17 protein-coding genes and 1 other annotated feature are annotated in these 19,932 nt (G+C 39.7%); of the genes, 5 read left to right on the top strand and 12 right to left on the bottom strand.

Features of this window, described 5'->3' with window-relative positions; genetic code table 11:
• Positions 1-53: 53 nt before the first annotated feature.
• From MKX47_RS14315 to tyrS, 3 genes are all read right to left on the bottom strand, one after another.
• The gene (locus MKX47_RS14315; protein WP_340775438.1) at positions 54-671 is read right to left on the bottom strand and encodes a Yip1 family protein; all 618 of its coding nucleotides are present in this window, start codon (positions 669-671) and stop codon (positions 54-56) included.
• A gap of 152 nt (positions 672-823) precedes the next feature.
• Positions 824-1,999 carry a PstS family phosphate ABC transporter substrate-binding protein gene (locus tag MKX47_RS14320; RefSeq protein WP_340775440.1) on the bottom strand — a complete coding sequence of 392 codons (1,176 nt, stop codon included), beginning with the start codon at positions 1,997-1,999 and terminating at the stop codon, positions 824-826.
• Positions 2,000-2,108: 109 nt separating this feature from the next.
• Entirely contained in the window at positions 2,109-3,380 is a 1,272-nt protein-coding gene (gene tyrS, locus MKX47_RS14325; protein WP_340775442.1) for a tyrosine--tRNA ligase, read from the bottom strand.
• A gap of 79 nt (positions 3,381-3,459) precedes the next feature.
• Positions 3,460-3,663: a binding site (T-box leader), on the bottom strand.
• Positions 3,664-3,765: 102 nt separating this feature from the next.
• On the opposite strand from tyrS, the gene MKX47_RS14330 reads away from it, so the two are divergent.
• A complete protein-coding gene (locus MKX47_RS14330; protein WP_340775445.1) occupies positions 3,766-6,642 on the top strand; it encodes a transglycosylase domain-containing protein in 2,877 nt (958 codons plus the stop codon).
• A gap of 72 nt (positions 6,643-6,714) precedes the next feature.
• Here MKX47_RS14330 and MKX47_RS14335 read toward each other — a convergent pair whose 3' ends face one another.
• From MKX47_RS14335 to acsA, 5 genes are all read right to left on the bottom strand, one after another.
• On the bottom strand, positions 6,715-7,851 hold the full coding sequence (locus tag MKX47_RS14335; RefSeq protein WP_340775447.1) for an acetylornithine transaminase: 1,137 nt from the start codon (positions 7,849-7,851) through the stop codon (positions 6,715-6,717).
• Positions 7,848-8,624, bottom strand: a complete 777-nt coding sequence (gene argB / locus MKX47_RS14340; protein ID WP_340775449.1) for an acetylglutamate kinase — start codon at positions 8,622-8,624, stop codon at positions 7,848-7,850. Before argB ends, MKX47_RS14335 begins: the two co-directional genes overlap by 4 nt.
• Entirely contained in the window at positions 8,587-9,810 is a 1,224-nt protein-coding gene (gene argJ, locus MKX47_RS14345) for a bifunctional ornithine acetyltransferase/N-acetylglutamate synthase (RefSeq protein ID WP_340775451.1), read from the bottom strand. Before argJ ends, argB begins: the two co-directional genes overlap by 38 nt.
• 17 nt (positions 9,811-9,827) lie before the next feature.
• On the bottom strand, positions 9,828-10,862 hold the full coding sequence (gene argC, locus MKX47_RS14350; protein ID WP_340775454.1) for an N-acetyl-gamma-glutamyl-phosphate reductase: 1,035 nt from the start codon (positions 10,860-10,862) through the stop codon (positions 9,828-9,830).
• 204 nt (positions 10,863-11,066) lie between these two features.
• Positions 11,067-12,794, bottom strand: coding sequence for an acetate--CoA ligase (gene acsA, locus MKX47_RS14355; RefSeq protein WP_445683591.1), 1,728 nt, complete (start codon positions 12,792-12,794; stop codon positions 11,067-11,069).
• A 165-nt stretch (positions 12,795-12,959) separates the two neighbouring features.
• On the opposite strand from acsA, the gene MKX47_RS14360 reads away from it, so the two are divergent.
• The 4 genes from MKX47_RS14360 to MKX47_RS14375 all read left to right on the top strand — a co-directional run bounded on the left by MKX47_RS14360 (position 12,960) and on the right by MKX47_RS14375 (position 16,047).
• The gene (locus MKX47_RS14360; RefSeq protein ID WP_340775456.1) at positions 12,960-13,592 is read left to right on the top strand and encodes a GNAT family N-acetyltransferase; all 633 of its coding nucleotides are present in this window, start codon (positions 12,960-12,962) and stop codon (positions 13,590-13,592) included.
• Positions 13,593-13,617: 25 nt separating this feature from the next.
• Positions 13,618-14,265 carry an acetoin utilization AcuB family protein gene (locus MKX47_RS14365; RefSeq protein WP_340775458.1) on the top strand — a complete coding sequence of 216 codons (648 nt, stop codon included), beginning with the start codon at positions 13,618-13,620 and terminating at the stop codon, positions 14,263-14,265.
• Positions 14,262-15,425 (top strand): acetoin utilization protein AcuC, encoded by a 1,164-nt coding sequence (locus MKX47_RS14370; RefSeq protein ID WP_340775461.1) that lies wholly within the window; start codon positions 14,262-14,264, stop codon positions 15,423-15,425. Before MKX47_RS14365 ends, MKX47_RS14370 begins: the two co-directional genes overlap by 4 nt.
• Before the next feature lie 208 nt (positions 15,426-15,633).
• Complete coding sequence (locus tag MKX47_RS14375; protein WP_340775465.1) at positions 15,634-16,047, top strand: universal stress protein; 414 nt, start codon at positions 15,634-15,636, stop codon at positions 16,045-16,047.
• A gap of 42 nt (positions 16,048-16,089) precedes the next feature.
• Here the strand turns inward: MKX47_RS14375 and ccpA are convergent, their stop codons facing one another.
• The 4 genes from ccpA to MKX47_RS14395 all read right to left on the bottom strand — a co-directional run bounded on the left by ccpA (position 16,090) and on the right by MKX47_RS14395 (position 19,765).
• Entirely contained in the window at positions 16,090-17,088 is a 999-nt protein-coding gene (ccpA, locus tag MKX47_RS14380) for a catabolite control protein A (protein WP_340775468.1), read from the bottom strand.
• Positions 17,089-17,320: 232 nt separating this feature from the next.
• Positions 17,321-17,698, bottom strand: a complete 378-nt coding sequence (locus MKX47_RS14385; protein ID WP_340775470.1) for a MarR family winged helix-turn-helix transcriptional regulator — start codon at positions 17,696-17,698, stop codon at positions 17,321-17,323.
• 73 nt (positions 17,699-17,771) lie between these two features.
• The gene (locus tag MKX47_RS14390; protein ID WP_340775472.1) at positions 17,772-18,524 is read right to left on the bottom strand and encodes an SDR family NAD(P)-dependent oxidoreductase; all 753 of its coding nucleotides are present in this window, start codon (positions 18,522-18,524) and stop codon (positions 17,772-17,774) included.
• Positions 18,525-18,679: 155 nt separating this feature from the next.
• The gene (locus MKX47_RS14395; RefSeq protein WP_340775474.1) at positions 18,680-19,765 is read right to left on the bottom strand and encodes a bifunctional 3-deoxy-7-phosphoheptulonate synthase/chorismate mutase; all 1,086 of its coding nucleotides are present in this window, start codon (positions 19,763-19,765) and stop codon (positions 18,680-18,682) included.
• Positions 19,766-19,932: the final 167 nt, after the last annotated feature.

The following is a 19,932-nucleotide window of genomic DNA, read 5'->3' on the forward strand; positions in this document are numbered from 1 at the left end:
CAAATAAAGGGCTAAGTATAGAGTTAACTTCTCTACTAGCCCTTCGTTTTTAGTTACAATAATGCAACCCACGTCAAAATAATTAAGATGATTACGACAAATAATGAGGCGAAAAATGCTTTCCACTTCGAAATTTTATGTACCTCTGATATCCCGACAATTGTAATTACAAACGTCCAAACACTCGCAATGATAATTAGCGTTCCACAAATAAATTGTAAAATATAGTCGCTCATCCCTGGCTGCATATAGGGGATATTAAAAAACGACTGCGGGGCGAACTGCATCCAAAATAAGACCATTGGCAAAATCCAAATATACGGTATCATTGTCATACTAATCATGCGGAACATTTCTTTAAACTTTCCTACACCACCAAAAATTTTTGCGGCTAGCATCAATACCCCTGCCGATAATAGCGTCGATACGAAATACAGTAGAAAGCTAGACATGAATGTAGAGTATACAATTTCGCCAACTGTATATTCCCCTGTAAACTTTTGGCCAAAAAAGCTAATTAAATTACTCCCAAACATACCAACAACACCAACAAAGATGAAGTATGGCAAATTTTTTGTCGTTAATACGTAGCGTATCGTATCACGGGGCTTTATCGCAATGCTTAAAATCGCGTGCCGATCATCGACAAATGTATCTGGTAGATTACTCAAAAATAGAACCTCCTTAGAAAAACATATTTCGTGCCAAAATCACGCGAAATGATGTCTTTTTATGTGGATTTCCTTGAAAAAATAATTCCTTTTCCATCCACTAAAAAAATATATAGTATCTATTATACTAATATCTATCCGGTGATTCAAAGTTATGGCCCTTTTGTGGCATTGATTGGAACATAGCCTGCCTGTTCAAGCAGTTGCTGCCCTTCCGATGATGTGACCCAATCAATAATTTTTTGTACTTGAGGATTACTATTTTGCGTTGTGACAATATAAAATTCATTTGTTATCGGGTAGGCTTCACTGCGAATCATATCCACAGTTGGTGCAATCCCATCTACCTCAAGCAATTTTATTTCATCATTTTTGACCATTTCATTCGAATAATAGCGGAATGTATAGCCAATCGCATTATTATAATTGCGGTATTTAGACACTTCCTCGATAATCCCCCCCATACCTTGTGCAATGTTTTCCGTTGGAGCCTCCATAATTGGCTTATCCCCCATTAAATTTTGCAGGGCCGTTTGTGAGCCACTATCTTGAGGACGTTGGAATGCACGAATGGCTTCATCTTTACCACCTACTTGTGACCAATTTGTTATTTCCCCAGCATAAATAGCTTTAATTTGATCGAGTGTTAATCCATCAATTTTATTTTTGGCATTAACAAAGAAGACAAAGGCCTCTTTGCCAATCGGCGTTAATTGCAACTCCACCCCATTTGCTTTTGCCGAATTAATCTGTTGCTCAGACGGGGCCAAAGCGAAAATTAAATCTACATTTCCTTCGATTAAATTACGATAAGCAGTCGGTGTTTTATTGACCATTACCTCACTCTCATATGGCTGATAGTCTTTCTTTGGATAAATGGCCTCTGCAAATGCCGCATATAACGGATAAAAAGCTGTTGCCCCATCAATAATTGGCAATGGTTCCTGTAGCTGTACGCTCGCCTCATGTTCCATTTTTACTACATGATTCTTCTCCGTAAATGGCATATATTGATAAACATCGACCTCTGCATCAACAGTCGGAATTTGATTTTTATAAAGCTCCTTAAATGGGGTAATAAACGCGATTAATAATGTAATGACAGCAAGTACCCCAACCACTTGCTTTCTCTTTTTCGTCGTAAAAAATTGAAACATCATCAACATGATTATGCTAAACAAAACAATCGCCGCAACAATGATAAAGGATACATAATAAAACCCACCATTTAATGAAACGATTAGCAACAGCATGATTGTACCAATTGTTAGCGCGACACCAATAAGGACGAGCCCCATAATACGAAAAATGATTTGTCCTAGATCCATCCTATACACCTCTCTTCCATAAGAACATTTCTCTTCTTTTCAAAATTCCCCTCTCAAATGCCAGAAAAACACTCCAAATGACTTGGAGTGTTTTCCACTTATACTAAATTTATGCGAATTTCACCATATGGTATTTTTTCTTACCGCGACGAATGATGGCAAATGCATCTTCTAAACGGTCTTTTCCGTCAATGACATATTCTAAATCCGTAATCTTTTCGCCGTTTACACTAATCGCACCGTTTGTTACATCTTCACGTGCTTGGCGCTTTGATGAAGAAATGCCTGCATCCACGATTAAGTCGACGATATTCTTATCTTCTTTTGACACTTCTACAGAAGGAACACCCGCGAAGGCTACTTTCATTTCATCTACTGATAATGCTTTTAAGTCACCAGAGAATAATGCAGCGGTAATGCGCTCTGCTTGTGCTAAACCTTCTTCACCGTGAATTAGCTTTGTCATTTCAGCAGCTAAAGCTTTTTGTGCTTTACGTAAATGTGCTTCTGTTTCAACGCTTTCTGCTAACGCCTCGATTTCAGCGCGACTTAAGAATGTGAAGATTTTTAAGTATTTTACAACATCTGCATCGGCTGTGTTAATCCAGAATTGGTAGAACTCATATGGGGATGTTTTCGTACCATCTAACCATACGGCACCACCAGCTGTTTTACCGAATTTCGTCCCATCTGCCTTTGTAACAAGTGGAATTGTAATACCAAATGCTTTTGCGCTTTCATCATGTGTTTTACGAATCATCTCTAACCCAGTCGTGATGTTACCCCATTGGTCCGAACCACCGACTTGAATGCGAACATTATGGTGATCGTATAAGTGATTGAAGTCGATCCCTTGAATTAATGTGTACGCAAATTCAGTAAATGAAATACCTGAATCTAAGCGAGATGCTACCGTATCTTTATTTAAAATATAATTAACATTGATTAGTTTTCCGTAATCGCGTAAAAAATCGATTAATGTAAGTGGACCAATCCAATCATTATTATTGACTAATTTTGCAGCATTTTCAGCACCAGAAGAGAAGTCGAATAAACGCTCCATCTGCTTTTTAAGGCCTTGTACGTTTTTCTCTACTTGCTCCATCGTTTGTAATTGGCGCTCTTCTGAGCGACCTGATGGATCTCCTACTGTACCTGTTGCGCCCCCAACTAATAAGATTGGTGAGTGGCCAGCTTGTTGGAAACGGCGTAATGTTAAAAGCGGCACAATATGTCCGATATGCATCGAGTCAGCTGTTGGGTCAACCCCTACGTATAATGATACCTTTTGTTCATTTAATAGCTTCTCCATACCTTCTGCATCTGTTTGCTGGTATAACAAACCACGCCATTCTAAATCTTGTAATAATTCGTTTGTCATTGTTATTCTCTCCTTTTACATGTTGGATCATTTGCATTGTAAGGAAAAACAAAAAAACGCCCCTACACGCAAATTTGCATGCAGGGACGTCAAATCATCAATTTAACGCGGTACCACCCGGCTTGAAGAAAAAACCTTCTTCCACTTTAAGCGTCTATATCGCTGACGATGCGCCAAGCTCCAAGAACGTAATTCATAAAAGCGCTATGTCTAGCTTTCACCAACCGCTAGCTCTCTAAATCAGGGAACGTTTTTACTACTGCAAACTCTTCAATGCTTGAATTTTATAATCTCTATTCTACTTAGATTTCGGGTGATGTCAATAATTATATTCGTTCACAGAACAAATATGCTATAATAAACAAGATTTTAGGAGGGCGATGATGTGAAAGAATGGCTTAATCAATTAAATGAAAAAATCGAAACCCTTGCTTCTTCAAAACGAATGCGCTATGTAAGAATTACAGGTGACGTATTTTGGAATCTATCCTTATTAGCAATTATTTTTATTACGACCGTTGTCATTTTATTTGGTGGCATTGGCTTAGGATACTTTGCATCACTAGTAAAGGACGAGCCATTACGTTCGAAAGAAGAGATGCGCGAGCAAATTTTTAGCTATGAAGAAACAAGTGAAATTTACTTTGCGAATGATATTTACATAGGGAAAATTCGAACAGATTTAGACCGACGTGAAACTTCGCTCGCAAATATATCACCAACTGTTATTAACGCTGTAATGGCAACAGAAGATGAATACTTCCGTGAGCACCCTGGGATTGTACCAAAGGCTGTGCTACGCGGGCTGCTACAAGATGTCACAAATTCATCAACGCAGACAGGTGGTTCAACGCTTACCCAGCAATTAATTAAAAACCAAATTCTAACGAACGAAGTATCTTATGAGCGTAAGGCCAAAGAAATTTTACTTGCCTACCGCTTAGAACACTTCATGTCAAAGGAAGAAATTTTAGAGGCTTATTTAAATATCATTCCATATGGACGTAACTCATCTGGCCGCAATATCGCGGGGATTGAAACGGCCGCGCAAGGTATTTTTGGCATTAGCGCTTCTAAATTAAACTTACCACAATCGGCTTATATTGCGGGAATTCCACAGGCACCGTTTAAATACACGCCTTTCACAAATAAAGGTGAGAAAAAAAGCGATGAAGGTATGCAGCCCGGTATCGACCGAATGAAGACGGTTTTGTCCCGTATGCTAGAGGTTGGCTATATTACAGAAAACGAGTACAAAGAAGCCATTAGTTATGATATTAAAAAGGATTTTAAAGATCGTGAACAACGTGCCGAAGATAAATATCCTTGGCTAACGGTTGAATTAGAAGAACGTGCCAAAGAAATTTTTGCAAAAATCCTTGCTGAAAAAGATGGGATTGACCCTGCACGTCTAAAAGAAGAATCAAACTTACAGGAAAAGTATTCGATTTTAGCAGACCGTTTATTACGCTCTGGTGGGTATCGTATATACTCCACAATCGACAAAGATATGTATGACACGATGCAACAAGTGACACAGGATTACACATTATACGGTCAAACGTATAAGAAAAAAGATAAAGACCCTGAAACAGGTGAAGAAATCGAAGTGGATGTACCGGTACAAACAGGTAGTATCGTCATTGACAACAAAACCGGCAAAATTTTAAGCTTTGTTGGTGGACGTGATCATGAGCTAGAGCAGTTAAACCATGCTACTAAGGCATACCGCTCAAATGGTTCGACAATGAAGCCGTTATTAGCCTATGCCCCTGCATTAGAATATGGTGTCATTGGTGCGGGTAGCCCGGTTGTCGATGTCAAATTTAAGCGCTCTTATGATAACTATGAACCAGTTAACTACAATCCGAACCAAGAGCTCGGTATTATTCCAGCGCGCCAAGCTGTAGCTTCTTCACAAAACTTACCTGTATTACGCCTATATGATTCGATTTTAGATCGACGTCCTGCTACATTTTTAGAAAATATGGGCTTCTCTAAATTAACAGAAGGTGACTATGTCAACCTTTCAACATCAATCGGTGGTTTAACATACGGAGCATCTGTTGAAGAAAATACAAATGCCTATGCAACCTTTGCAAATGGCGGACAATTTATTGATGCCTATATGATTGAACGCATTGAAGATTTAGATGGCAATATCATCTATCAACATAAAGCGGAGCCCGTTCAAGTATTTTCACCAGAAACAGCTTATATGATGACAGATATGCTTCGCGGTGTTTTAAAAGAAGGTGGGACGGCTACTTTAGCGAAAAGCCAGTTGAAATTCTCATCAGACTTTGCCGCAAAAACTGGGACGACGCAAGATCATAATGACGTATGGTTAGTTGGCTATAATCCGAATATTTCAATCGGTGTATGGCTAGGATATGACAAACCACGTACGTTAAATGCATTTAATAATCGCTATCAGCATCCAAGTAATCGTGTCAACCGCTTATGGGCCAAGTATTTAAATGCACTTTATGATATCAATCCCGAATATATCGCGACAAAAGAAACATTCAAGCAGCCAGATGGGGTTGTGAGTAGATCATTCTGCGGTATTTCAGGTTTAGCCTCATCTACATCTTGTGCAAATGCAGGCCTAGTACGTACCGATTTATTCAATAAAAATGTATTTTTACCTACACAGCCGGATGACAGTTTCGTATCATCAACAACGGTTGTGATTAATGGCAAGACTTATGCAGCCTTACCTACAACGCCTACAGAATTCGTACAAATGAATGGCTTTGGACTCAACCAAAACTTCATTGATCGTATGTTAGGTAAATTAGGGGGGGACGCATCAAAATTATTACCGTCAAGCTCTGGAAATAGCGTTGTTGCAGGCGCTTCGTTTAATGCAGATAGCCAAGCCCCGGAAGCAGTTTGGGCTAAATTGGAAAATGGTTCCTTATCTTGGGCACCATCTGCTTCAAATGATGTCGTAGGCTATCGTGTCTACAGTGTTATAGATGGCGGTCTATCATTTGTTCGTTCAATCAAATCTTTTGAAGGCTTACAAATGAACGTTTCACCTGGCGTACGCTATATCGTGAAAGCTGTGGATATTAGTGGCTTTGAATCAGCTAGTTCAAATGAAGTCGGTGAAATTATCGAAATTCCAGAACCACCAATTACAGAAGAAAATCCAGATACAACAACACCAGAGGAAACCCCGGAAAATCCAGCACCTGAGGAAACACCAGATTCTGGGGAAAACCCTGATGACACAACTGATACAATAGAATAATCTCAAGATAAACAAAACCGCCCGAGCTCAAATTGAACTCGGGCGGTTTTTTATAATTCCGTTTCGATTGCACTATTTTTTTATAACGGCTTGTAATTTTTTAACGGCTTCATCGATTTCCTGCTCTGTCACCGTTAATGGTGGTAATAAACGGATTACTTTTGGCCCTGCCGCTACCGTTAATACCCCTGCTTCATCTAAAGCAGTTACGTACGGTGCTACATCTTCTCCACCTAAGCCAAGACCTAGCATTAAGCCTTTCCCCTGAATCGTATATTTTTCTTCTGGGAATGCTTGCTGTAGCTTTTCGACAAGGTATGCGGATTTTTGATTGACATTTTGTAAAAACGCCTCATCAAATACATGATTAATAACGGTTTGTGCCACTGCAACCGCTAATGGGTTACCGCCAAATGTTGTACCATGTGTACCTGCGTTAAAGGTAGTAAAAAATTTCTCTTTCCCTAAAATTCCGCCAATTGGGAAGCCGCCACCAAGCCCTTTTGCCATAGATACGATATCTGGCTTGATCGCTGTTTGCTCAAAGGCAAAGCGTGTGCCTGTACGGCCGATTCCTGTTTGTACTTCATCAACAATGACTAAAACCTCTGAACTTGCCTGAATGTCTGCAATGGCTTGTGCGAACTCTTCTGTCACACTATTGACGCCACCTTCACCTTGAATGATTTCAAGCATGATCGCTGCTGTTTCAGAATCAACCGCAGCTTTTAATTGTTCGACATCATTGAATGGTAATGTAATGAACTCACTTACTAATGGACCAAAGCCTTGACGCACTTTGTCTTGCCCTGTTGCACTCATCGCACCAAATGTACGACCATGGAAGCTTTGTTCGAACACAATGATTTTATGCTTCCCTGTATGCTTACGTGCTAGCTTGATTGCCGCTTCATTTGCCTCTGCACCACTATTACAGAAAAATGCATAATCAAGTGGCACATCCTTTACTAATGAAGTAGCAAGTTGCTCTTGGCCTGGACTTTCAAATAAGTTACTAATATGCCATAGCTTTTCGCTCTGTGTTTTAATTGCTTCTACAATGGCTGGGTGTGCGTGCCCTAAGCTACAAACTGCAATCCCACTTGTAAAATCTAAATAACGCTTCCCCGTTGTATCAAAAACTTCTGTTCCTTTCCCTTCAACTATTGCGAAGGGTCTTCTTGCGTAATTTTGAAATAATGCACTCATCTTACTAGCTCCTCACTTTTAATCGTCGTACCTGTCAATGTTTCATTAACGATTTGAACAGATGGAATACCTGCCTGTAAACAATTTAGCGCCCCTTGTACTTTCGGAATCATACCACCATAAATATGACCTTCTTCAATCCAGTTATTAATGAGGCTCGGTGTTACCTCGGTTTGATATTCATCATTAATGCGAATCCCTGCAACATCTGTTACAAGTAATAAGCAATCCGCGCCAACTGCAAGCGCGATTTCACTGGCTACCGTATCCCCGTTAATATTAAGTGCCTGACCATCTTCCGTTGCCCCAATACAAGCAATGACTGGTACTACACCCGCTTCTGTTAACGTATTTAAAATTTCCACATTCACTTGCTTTACTTCCCCAACGTATTGATACGTCGAAAAGTCTAAATAATCACTTGTTAAAAGGGCGTTGTCAAAGCCATTTAATCCTATTGCCGCAATGCCAGCCGCCTGTAGCTCATGTACAAGGGCAGGATTTACTTTACCAATTAGCGTCGATTGTACGATACCAATCATTTCTTCGCTTGTGACACGCAAGCCATTTACTGTATGTGATGTAATTCCGGCAGCAGCTAATTCACGGTTAATCGCTGGACCACCACCATGCGTAATAATAAGTTGAATTCCTTGTGCTTGTAAGGCTTTGAAATTGCGAAAGAAGGCCTCATTAAGACCTTCTAGCGTACTACCTCCGAGCTTAATCACCATTTTACGAGCGGTAAGATGCGTTGATTTGAACGTAGTCATAAGTTAAATCACACCCCCATGCAAAGCCGTGTCCTTCTCCTACCTCTAATGACACATAAATTTTTACTTCATGCTGCTTTAAAATCTCAATAAGTGCTTCTTCTGAGAATTGAATTGGTTCGCCGTTTTCAACCATTGTCGCGCCGCCAATTTTAATTGTAATTTTTTCAGGATCGACCGTTGCGCCTGAATAGCCAACCGCCGCAATAATACGTCCCCAGTTCGCGTCACAGCCAAACACCGCAGTTTTGACAAGTGGTGAGCCGACAACTGTTTTCGCGATTTTACGTGCTTCCTCATCTGAAAGAGCACCCTCTACCTCAACCTCGATTAGCTTTGTTGCCCCTTCTCCATCACGCGCGATTGATTTTGCTAAATCTTCTGCTACAAGGCGTAATGCTGTATAGAAGTTTTCCCAATCTGGATGTGCAGGCGATAAAGGCTCATTACCAGCTAAGCCGTTTGCCATCACGACAACCGTATCATTTGTAGACGTGTCGCCATCTACTGTAATCGAGTTAAATGTGCAGTCTGTTACACTCGATAATGCTTTTTGTAATTCTTCTGATTCGATATTGGCATCCGTTGTGATAAAGCCAAGCATTGTGGCCATATTTGGCTCAATCATCCCCGAGCCTTTCGCTGTGCCAGATACTAATACTTCCTTGCCATCAATGACTGTTGCGTACGTCGTATTTTTCATCACCGTATCGGTTGTCATAATTGCCTGAGCGAAATCGATGCCGCTTTCTAGCTTCGAATCCGGTTGAAGTAATGCCATCCCATTTTTTATTGGTTCCATTTTCATAATTTCACCAATAACACCTGTTGAAGCGACCCCAACTAGATTCGCATCAATGCCTAATTTTTCGCCTGCTAGCTTTTGCATTTCATAAGCATCTGCTAAGCCCTGCTTCCCTGTACAAGCATTCGCATTACCTGAGTTTACAATGATTGCTTGCATTTTTTTCGTAGTGTATACGACTTCCTTTGTTACTTTAATTGGTGCGGCTTGAACGGCATTTGTCGTAAACACGCCTGCAACGCTTGCAGGAACCTCACTCATTAAAATCGCTAAATCCTTTTTCTTATGCTTAATCCCTGCATGTACACCAGCTGCCGTAAAGCCTTTTGGTGATACGATGTTTTTACTTGATAATTTTTTCATCTCTATCATAGATGCCATTGATATTGCCCCCTAATTTAAATAAAGTATGGTACTAATTGTAAGCCTGTTTGCTGTGGTAACCCGAATTGAACGTTCATATTTTGAATCGCTTGACCTGCCGCGCCCTTCACTAAGTTATCAATCACCCCAATGATTGTTGCGCGCTTAGTGCGTTCATCAAGCTTAACGTAAATATCACAGAAGTTAGAGCCCTTTACCCGATTTGTACCGATTGCATTCGCATCTTGGATTACACGAATGAATGGATGGTTTTTGTACGTTTCATTTAAACAATCGATTAATTGCTGCTGTGTAACGCCCTCTGTCACCTGTGCATAAGATGTTGCTAAAATACCGCGCGTCATTGGCACTAAATGTGTATTAAATGTAATCGTTGTATCAACCCCCGCAAATAAGCGAATGGCCTGTTCGATTTCAGGTATATGTTGATGTTCATTAATTTTATAAATAGAGAAGCTTTCATTTGCTTCACTAAAATGTGCGGCTTGTGATGGCTTGTTACCCGCACCTGAAATCCCACTTTTCGCATCAATAACTAAAAAGCTTGGATCAATTAATTGATGCTTTAATAACGGCAATAGCGACATTAACACCGCTGTCGGATAGCAGCCTGGGTTGGCGATTAACTCTGCCCCACGAATTTCTTGCTCATTCCATTCTGTTAAGCCATAAACACTTTTGTTCACTACGTCTTGTGGAGCGGGTGCTTTTTTATACCAATGCTCATAGCTCGCTAAATCCTTCAATCGAAAATCACCCGACAAATCAATGAGCTTTGGTCCTAAACCAACAAGTGGTGGGAATAGACTACTCGATACTCCCGATGGCGTACTTGCAAACACAACATCGTATTTTGCTAACGCATCATAATCAATTTTTTGTAACGGTACATTATATAAATCTGCTAAATGCGGAAATTTATCTGAAAAAATGGTTCCTTCTTCAGATGATGTAAATAAATCAATATGTTCAACCTCTTTATGATTATGCAAAAAGCGCAATAGCTCTAAACCGCCATAGCCTGTTGCACCGATAATTCCTACCTTCATTATGTCACCTCATATTTTTGTTTTAGTTGTTTGGAACAACCATTCGTAAGCTACTCTATAAATAAATGATAAAACTAAGTATAATTATGTATAAATATTTAGTCAACTGTATTTTTATATATTTATCTATAATTCTAAATTTTATTTTATATTTGACAGACAAAAAGGGAAAAGCTACCTTTGCCGTAGCTTTCCCCTTTAAATTTAGTCTTCCATTGTTGAAAGGTCACCTGTTGGTAAATTTAATTCCCAAGCTTTTAACACGCGGCGCATAATTTTACCGCTACGTGTTTTTGGCAGCTTCTCTTTAAATTCGATTTCACGTGGTGCCGCATGCGCGGAAAGCCCTGTTTTTACAAAGTCACGAATTTCGGCTTCTAGCTGTTCAGTAGGCTCTACTCCTTCACGCAGCGAAACAAAGGCTTTAATAATTTCTCCACGTACTGGGTCAGGCTTCCCGATAACCCCTGCCTCAACTACATCAGGATGCTCTAATAATTTACTTTCCACCTCAAATGGGCCAACACGCTCACCTGCTGTCATAATCACGTCATCGACACGCCCTTGGAACCAGAAGTAGCCTTCATCATCCATATAAGCCGAATCCCCTGAAACATACCACTCCCCTTTTAAGAAGTAGGATTCATAACGCTCTGGGTTGCCCCAAATTTGACGCATCATTGCGGGCCAGCCTTTTTTCACGGCTAAATTGCCCATTGTAAATGGCGGTACTTCATTTCCTGAATCATCCACTATTGTTGCGTAGATACCCGGTACTGGTTTCCCCATCGAACCAGGCTTAATGACCATTGATGGGTAATTACAAATCATATGCCCACCTGTTTCAGTCATCCACCATGTATCATGAATGCGGTGATTTAATATTTCCATTCCCCATCGTACAACCTCTGGATTTAACGGCTCCCCAACCGATAATACATGACGCAGTGACGATAGATCATATTGATTAATGACATTAGGTCCTGCTCCCATTAACATGCGGAATGCCGTTGGTGCACTGTACCATACTGTTACCCCGTATTCTTGAATGGCACCATACCAAGCTTGCGGACTAAAACGCCCACCGATGATGACATTCGTTATACCATTTAACCATGGGCCAAAGATGCCATATGCTGTTCCAGTAACCCACCCCGGATCGGCTGTACACCAATAAATATCATCTTGCTTTAAATCCAATACCCATTGTGCGGTTTGATATTGTTGCACCATAGCATAATGTACATGCAATACGCCCTTAGGTGCCCCTGTCGAACCCGATGTATAATGTAAAATAGAGCCATCTTCTTTATCTACCCATTCTATGTCAAATTCCTTAGATGCCTCTTGTAACTCTTTATTAAAATCAATCACATTTGCTGTTTCTTCAATGTCCTCGCCAACTAAAAATACCGTTTTTAAATGCGGTAACTTGTCCATTGGTACACGTTCGAATAATGCTGGTGTCGTCACAATCGCTACCGCCTCACTATCAGCTAAACGGTCATATACGGCACCTTCCATAAACGCTTCAAATAATGGACCGACAATCGCACCGATTTTCAACGAGCCTAGTAAACTAAAATACAGCTCTGGTGTTCGAGGCATAAAAATGAAAATGCGATCTCCTTTTTGTAAATTCGACTTTTCTTTAATGACGTTTGCAGCTTGATTGGAATAATGCATCATGTCTTCAAATGTATAAGCTTCTTTACGTGTACCGTCATTATAATGGAGCGCTACTTTGCTTTTTAAAGCTGTCTTCGCATGGCGATCAATTGCTTCATATGCAATATTGACCTTCCCTGTTTCATACCAAGAAAATGCTTTTTCAGTGTTTGTCCAGTCGTGTGTGCGAGCTGTTTCCTCATAATTTTTTAAATTATGCTCCCCTGGAATTACAGCTAATTTCTCCATCGTTTTCATCCCCATGAAAAAATCCCCCTTTTATATAACATATTTATATTTTACAATACTGTACTATAATAGGCAAAAGAATTTTAAATTTTCACATAATTAAGTTATTTGTCGCAATTTTAAGCGTTTTTTCGTATTAATTAGAGTATAATGGAATTATCATAAGCAGGTGGTGTGACTATGAATCATGTAAAAAATCAGTATTGCCTTGAATTCGAAACGAGGCATGGTAAAGTTTTAGTAGAAGGTCCTGTTCCTTCTGAGCGGCTTGCGTCGTATACCTTACACGAAGATTTAAAAGCCTTTAGACCTTCACATCAGCAACATGTGGCGCTAGTAGGTATCGCAAAGCTAGAAGAGGGGCGCATAATCGTCATCCGACAAGAGGATATGATTGTCGGATATGTGACGTATTTGTACCCTGATCCACTCGAACGTTGGGCAGAAGATCGTATACCAAATATGATTGAGCTCGGGGCAATTGAAGTAATTCCTGCATTTCGTGGAACTGGTGCAGGTAAAAAGTTATTAGAGGTATCCTTTATGGATGACGCAATGGAAGATTATTTAGTCATTACAACAGAGTATTATTGGCACTGGGATTTAAAAGGGACAGGTCTTACGGTGTGGGATTATCGAAATATGATGGAGCGCATGATGACATCTGCCAATTTTGAATACTATGCAACGGATGACCCTGAAATCACCTCCCATCCCGCCAACTGTTTAATGGCACGTGTAGGGGCACGTGTGGAAACAGAGACACTCGAACGTTTTGACAGGCTACGCTTTAGAAGTCGCTTCATGTATTAATTCTTATCACAAGGGGGATTATCAAATGATTGTCGAAGAAATTATGAACCGCGAATTACATACGCTCATGCCGGAAAATTCTGTGCGTGATGCTGTGCGCTTAATGCGAGAAAAGAATATCCGGCATGTTCCAATTATTAATAGCGAAAAAAAGGTAGTAGGCATCATTACCGACCATGACATAAAAAAAGCACTGCCTTCATGCCTACGAGAAGAGCCGAATTCCACAATTTACGATGCAGCAATTGGAGAGGTCATGACGAAAAATCCACTTGTCGGTCATCCACTCGATTTTGTAGAAGAAGTTGCGCTTACATTTTACGAATCAAAAATTAGCTGCTTACCCATTGTTTCAGCGAACGAATTGATTGGGATTGTAACAACAACCGACTTACTATATACGTATATCGAATTAACCGGTACAAACCAACCAGGCTCTAAAATCGATATCCGCGTCGATAATCGTCCAGGTATGTTATTTGAAATTACAAAGGTATTCCATGAAAACAAAGCCAATGTGTTAAGTGTACTCGTCTACCCAGATGGTGAAAGCGAAACAACAAAAATTTTAAGTGTCCGTTTACAAGTAATTAATCCACTTCAAATTATTGAAGAATTACGAAATCAAGGCTACAACGTGCTGTGGCCACATTTACCTGGCGTCACACTATGAAAAAAGCCGTTTTTATTTATTCGCCAGACCAGCTCAATTACAAATTTTCGGACACACACCCGTTTAATCATAAACGCTTACATTTAACCATTGACTTACTTAGAAATATCGGCGCTCTATCCGATGATGACATCGTACCTGCACGAATGGCAACGGACGAAGAAATTGCGCTGGCACACGATCCACAATACATTGATATCGTCAAAAAGGCAGGTCATGGTGAGCTCACTTCACTTCAAGGCGAACCATTCGGCATTGGCACAGAAGATACGCCGATGTTCACCAATATGCACGAGGCAAGTGCACTTCTCGTTGGTGGTACATTACAGGCTGTTGACTATGTGCTACAGGGAAAATCCGAGCACGCTATCAATCTTGGTGGCGGCTTACATCATGGCTTTCGCGGACGCGCATCCGGTTTTTGTATTTATAATGATAGCAGTGTAGCGATTAAATACATTCAAGAAAAATACGGCTTGCGTGTCCTCTATGTCGATACAGATGCACATCATGGAGATGGCGTACAATGGTCGTTTTACGATGACCCGAATGTTTGTACCTTGTCCATTCACGAAACCGGTCGTTATTTATTCCCAGGTACCGGTAATATTACCGAACGTGGCAATGGCGAGGGGTATGGGACTTCATTTAACTTTCCCATTGACGCGTTCACTGAAGATGAAAGCTTTTTACAAGTATATGAGCAATCGATGCGTGAAGTATTTGAATTTTTTAAGCCTGATGTGGTGTTAACACAAAATGGTGCAGATGCCCATTACTTTGACCCACTTACCCATTTATACGGAACGATGAATATTTATAAAGAAATTCCGAAACTGGCACATAAATTAGCCCATGAATATTGCGATGGACGATGGATTGCAGTTGGTGGTGGTGGCTACGATATTTGGCGAGTTGTACCACGCGCTTGGAGTTATATTTGGACAGAAATGACCGACCAACAAGCGCCAACTGGTCCTCTTCCACAAGCTTGGTTAGACAAATGGCAAGTAGAGTCACCGGTACCATTCATTCCAACATGGGAAGACCCAGATCCATTATACGAGGCCATTCCACGTAAAGCTGAAATCGAGGAAAAAAATGCTCAAATGCTAGAAAAAGCCTTACATATGGTTCGTTCAGAGAAAAATCGTTTGTAAGTATCCTAACTATGCGAACCCTTCACAAGTTTGCATAGTTTTTTGACGATTGGAAAATATATGTTTTCATCATACAAGCCGTACAATGGGTGACTGGCATTCCACACTTTTCGCCTGTTTTGTATTTTTCTAAAATTCGCCTGTTATTCACAGTAAATGCTGAGAAAATAGACTATAATGGTTGTATTAACCAATTGGAGGTTTTTTTATGTACAAACATATTTTACTAGCCGTTGACGGTTCTGAAAACTCATTACGCGCAGCACAGGACGCCGTAAAAATTGCTACTGAAGAGTCATTTATTGAACTTATTTCAGTCATTCCAACTGAAGGTATTACTTCACAAGCAGTACACGCAGGTACATTAGATCAATTAGAGGCTGATTATGCTCAAAATTTAGCAAAAGAGCAGCAATATGTCCAAGCAAATCATCCAAATTCAAAATTAACAATCGTGCACGGTCCTGCTGGTCGCATGATTTCAAACTATGCAAATGACAATAAAGTAGACTTAGTCGTTATAGGTTGCCGTGGTTTAAACCCAATGCAAGAAATGGTTTTCGGCAGTGTAAGCACCTATGTATCAAAAAATGCAAACTGCTCGACATTATTAGTGAAATAACTTGAAAACGCCTGTCAGCTAAATTGTTGACAGGCGTTTTGTTTATTTACTGGAATCACGTTGTTCCAAACGATAAGGTAAGATAACATGCTGTTCATCAGTTTCTTCTTTGTTCATAAATTTCGTCAAGAGTCGCATTGCAACCGCGCCAATATCATAGAGCGGCAGTACGACACTTGTCAGTTGGGGACGTACCATTCGAGCTAATTTTGAATTTTCAAAGCTGATGATTTCTACATCATCTGGCACCGATTTTCCGCTATCTTGAATACCATGAACTAAACCAATCGCTAATTCATCATTGCCGACAAAAATCGCTGTCGGTGGCGTCTCAAGTGTAGCTAATGTAGCCCAGCTTTCTAAGCCGTCATCATAAGAACCATCGCCCTCCACAATTAACGCTTCATCTAGCTCGATTCCCGCTTGTGCCAATGCATCCTTATACGCAACTAATTTATGCTGACCGTTTACCGTATATTGCAACGGACCCGATACAAAAGCGATACGTGAATGGCCGTTATCAATGAATCGTTGAACGGCTTCTTTTGCTGCATTGTAATACTCAATATTCACCGATGCAATGGCTTCTGTTTCACAGGTTGAACCAGCGAGTACAATAGGAACTGGACATGCTTCAATTGCACGCTGAATACTTTCCGTAACTTCTTCACTCATCATGACAATGCCATCTACTTGTTTACCAAGCATTGTATCAAGTAATGACAGCTCTTTTTCTTCGTTTTGGTCTGAATTGGCCAAAATAATATTATAGCGATACATTGTCGCAATATCTTCAATGCCGCGCGCAAGCTCCGCATTTAAATTATTTGAAATATCAGGGATGATGACTCCGACTGATGTTGTTTTTTTACTTGCTAGCCCACGTGCAACCGCATTTGGACGATATTCAAGTCGTTCAATAACTTCCAATACTTTTTTTCTAGTTGCTGGCTTAACATTTTGATTTCCATTTACTACGCGTGATACAGTCGCCATCGAAACATTTGCCTCGCGTGCAACATCGTAAATTGTGACAGTCAAACTAATCTCCCCCTTTAACTTGTGAATGCAATAAATGATGGCCTAACCCATATTTATGTATAACATCATCATATAATACTTTCATTTCCATTTTCAATCTTAAACCAAGTAATTTACTAGAATTCTTCTGTTTTTATGAATAACTTGTGTTATCACTCTTCAATTGACGCTGAAAATAGTAAAGGACTGCAATGAAAGCTTATTACTTTCAGTACAGTCCTTCACGGTGAGATTAGTCATGTCGATTAAGTATCTTTTGTTGTAAAGCTAAATACATTTGAACCTCTTCAGGTGTTAATGCTGAAAACAAATCTAAATAGATACCTTTTCCTATTTCGTTTGCTTCATTTAAAGCCTGTTTTCCTTTTTCTGTGATGGACAAGCGAATCGTACGACGGTCGCTTTCGTCAAATACACGCTCCACTAATTGATTCGTAACAAGCTTATTCGCAATACTTGTCATAGCACCTTTTGTGTAGCCTAAACGATCCGCTAATTCTACTTGCTTCAGCTGTCCATGATCTCGTAATTCTAGTAAGACTAAAATGGGAGAGATACCGATTGGATATTGGAATTTTTTAGTAAATTGGACAATGTTTTCATTATTCATTTGTTCAATCATGTGAATTAATTGAAAAATATTTGCCTGATTAATCGAAAACACCTCCTTTGTTTACAAAATATTAACGTAATTGAATAGAACCACCATCAACCATCATTGTTTGGCCCGTGATGTAGCGTGCGTCTTCAGATGCTAAAAATACAGCAACGCGGCCGATATCTTCTTCTGGCTCACCCCAGCGACCTAATGGAATACCTTTTAATGTTGCTTCATACATGTCTGGGAATGCTTGCTTCCAAGCCTCTACACCAGGGCTGTTTGAAATTGGACTAATTAAGTTAATATTAATATTATATTTCCCCCACTCGTTTGCTGCAACACGAGTAATTCCACGAATCGCTTCTTTTGCAGCCGCGTATGCAGCTTGTGTTGGCTGACCGTTTAAACCAGCACCCGAAGCGAAGTTAATGATTGACCCTTCTGTTTCTTTTAAGTATGGCAGAGCCGCTTTCATTAAATAAAATGTTGGGTAGAAGCCTGTACCAAATGATAAATCAAAATCTTCCTGTGTTAATTCTTCAAATGGTTTTTGTTTTGAAGCATGTGCATTATTTACTAATACATCTAATTTACCTAATTGATCTACAACTGATGTTACGATATTTGGTAAGTTTGCTACGTCAAATAAATCACCCGTTAAATAAATCGATTTCGGCGAGTATTCACGTACCTTTGCAAGTACTTTTTGGCCTGCTTCTTCATTAATATCCACTAATGCCAATACAGCGCCTTCCTTTGCCATCGCCATTGCCATACCTGATGCGATACCACCTGCACCACCTGTAATAATTACAACTTTATCTTTTAATCTCATTTTCAAATGCTCCTTTTTGTTGAATTACCTACATTGTAGTACATAATGGTTTAACAGTAAACTATTTAACACTGAACTATTAATTACTTTCTTTATTATATTCAGCAATCATGAAAAAATCCCTCTCGTATTATTAACGGAGGGATTATGATTTATTATTTTGACACTTCGTATTGCTTCATGAATTTTAAAATTTCATCGTAGAACGCATTGAATGTTGGGATGTCCATTTGCTGTTGTTGATCTGATAAAGCAACAGATGGGTCTGGATGCACTTCTGCCATGACACCGTCTGCACCAATTGCGATTGCCGCTTTAGCACATGGTAATAATAAATCACGACGACCTGTAGAGTGTGTTACGTCTACCATTACTGGTAAATGCGTTTCTTGTTTTAAAATTGGTACAGCTGAAATATCTAATGTGTTACGTGTTGCTTTTTCGTACGTACGAATACCGCGCTCACAAAGGATGATGTTTTCATTTCCTTTAGACATGATGTACTCTGCAGCGTGAATGAACTCGTCAATCGTTGCCGCTAAACCACGTTTTAATAATACTGGTTTGTTCGTTGCACCTGCAGCTTTTAATAATTCAAAGTTTTGCATATTACGTGCGCCAATTTGGATTACATCAATATAATCTAAAGCATGGTCTAAATCCGATGGTGTTACGATTTCAGTAATGACACCTAAGCCATATTCTTTCGAAACCTCTTTTAGGATTTTTAAGCCATCTAATCCTAATCCTTGGAAATCATATGGAGATGTACGTGGCTTGTATGCACCACCGCGAATTAACTTTAAGCCTTTTTCTTGAATTGTAGCGGCAACTGCTGCAACTTGCTCGTAGGATTCAACCGCACATGGTCCGAATACAAAAGAAGGTGTCCCTGAACCAATGAGTTCGCCGTTGACATTAATGACAGTATCTTCTGACTTTTTCTTACGTGAAACAAGTAATTCTTTTTTCTTTTCTGCTTCAAGTTGTTTTAAAGCCGTTTTGAAGATTTGCTTAAAGATATAATCAACCGTCATTTGGTTTAATGGCCCATTGTTATGCTTTTGGATTAAATCCAGCATATGACGCTCACGTAACGGATCATAACGATTTACGCCTTGTTTTTCTTTGATTTTACCAATTTCCTCCACGACAGCAGCACGCTCGTTAATTAAACGTAAAATATCCAAGTTCAAGCTGTCAATTTGACTACGTAAGCTTTCTAAATCTTGTTGACTCATATTCCTCTTACCCCTCTTCTTTGCGTATCCGGCACTTTCAGATAACTAAAAAGTATGATACATTTTTAATGAATAAACTTATTATAATCAACTTAAGCTAAATTGTCACGCATTTTTAATTTAGCGCTTCAACTCGCTAAAGTATTTCACAGTAATATTAGAAAGGA

The sequence above is a fragment of the Solibacillus sp. FSL R7-0668 genome (genome assembly GCF_038006205.1).
GTDB lineage: Bacteria > Bacillota > Bacilli > Bacillales_A > Planococcaceae > Solibacillus.

Coding starts and splice junctions, on each gene's coding strand:
- MKX47_RS14320 (WP_340775440.1), bottom strand. CDS start 1,999: ATGGATCTAGGACAAATCATTTTTCGTATTATGGGGCTCGTCCTTATT.
- tyrS (WP_340775442.1), bottom strand. CDS start 3,380: ATGACAAACGAATTATTACAAGATTTAGAATGGCGTGGTTTGTTATAC.
- MKX47_RS14335 (WP_340775447.1), bottom strand. CDS start 7,851: ATGAGTGCATTATTTCAAAATTACGCAAGAAGACCCTTCGCAATAGTT.
- argB (WP_340775449.1), bottom strand. CDS start 8,624: ATGACTACGTTCAAATCAACGCATCTTACCGCTCGTAAAATGGTGATT.
- argJ (WP_340775451.1), bottom strand. CDS start 9,810: ATGGCATCTATGATAGAGATGAAAAAATTATCAAGTAAAAACATCGTA.
- argC (WP_340775454.1), bottom strand. CDS start 10,862: ATGAAGGTAGGAATTATCGGTGCAACAGGCTATGGCGGTTTAGAGCTA.
- acsA (WP_445683591.1), bottom strand. CDS start 12,794: ATGGGGATGAAAACGATGGAGAAATTAGCTGTAATTCCAGGGGAGCAT.
- MKX47_RS14360 (WP_340775456.1), top strand. CDS start 12,960: ATGAATCATGTAAAAAATCAGTATTGCCTTGAATTCGAAACGAGGCAT.
- MKX47_RS14365 (WP_340775458.1), top strand. CDS start 13,618: ATGATTGTCGAAGAAATTATGAACCGCGAATTACATACGCTCATGCCG.
- MKX47_RS14370 (WP_340775461.1), top strand. CDS start 14,262: ATGAAAAAAGCCGTTTTTATTTATTCGCCAGACCAGCTCAATTACAAA.
- MKX47_RS14375 (WP_340775465.1), top strand. CDS start 15,634: ATGTACAAACATATTTTACTAGCCGTTGACGGTTCTGAAAACTCATTA.
- MKX47_RS14385 (WP_340775470.1), bottom strand. CDS start 17,698: ATGAATAATGAAAACATTGTCCAATTTACTAAAAAATTCCAATATCCA.
- MKX47_RS14390 (WP_340775472.1), bottom strand. CDS start 18,524: ATGAGATTAAAAGATAAAGTTGTAATTATTACAGGTGGTGCAGGTGGT.
- MKX47_RS14395 (WP_340775474.1), bottom strand. CDS start 19,765: ATGAGTCAACAAGATTTAGAAAGCTTACGTAGTCAAATTGACAGCTTG.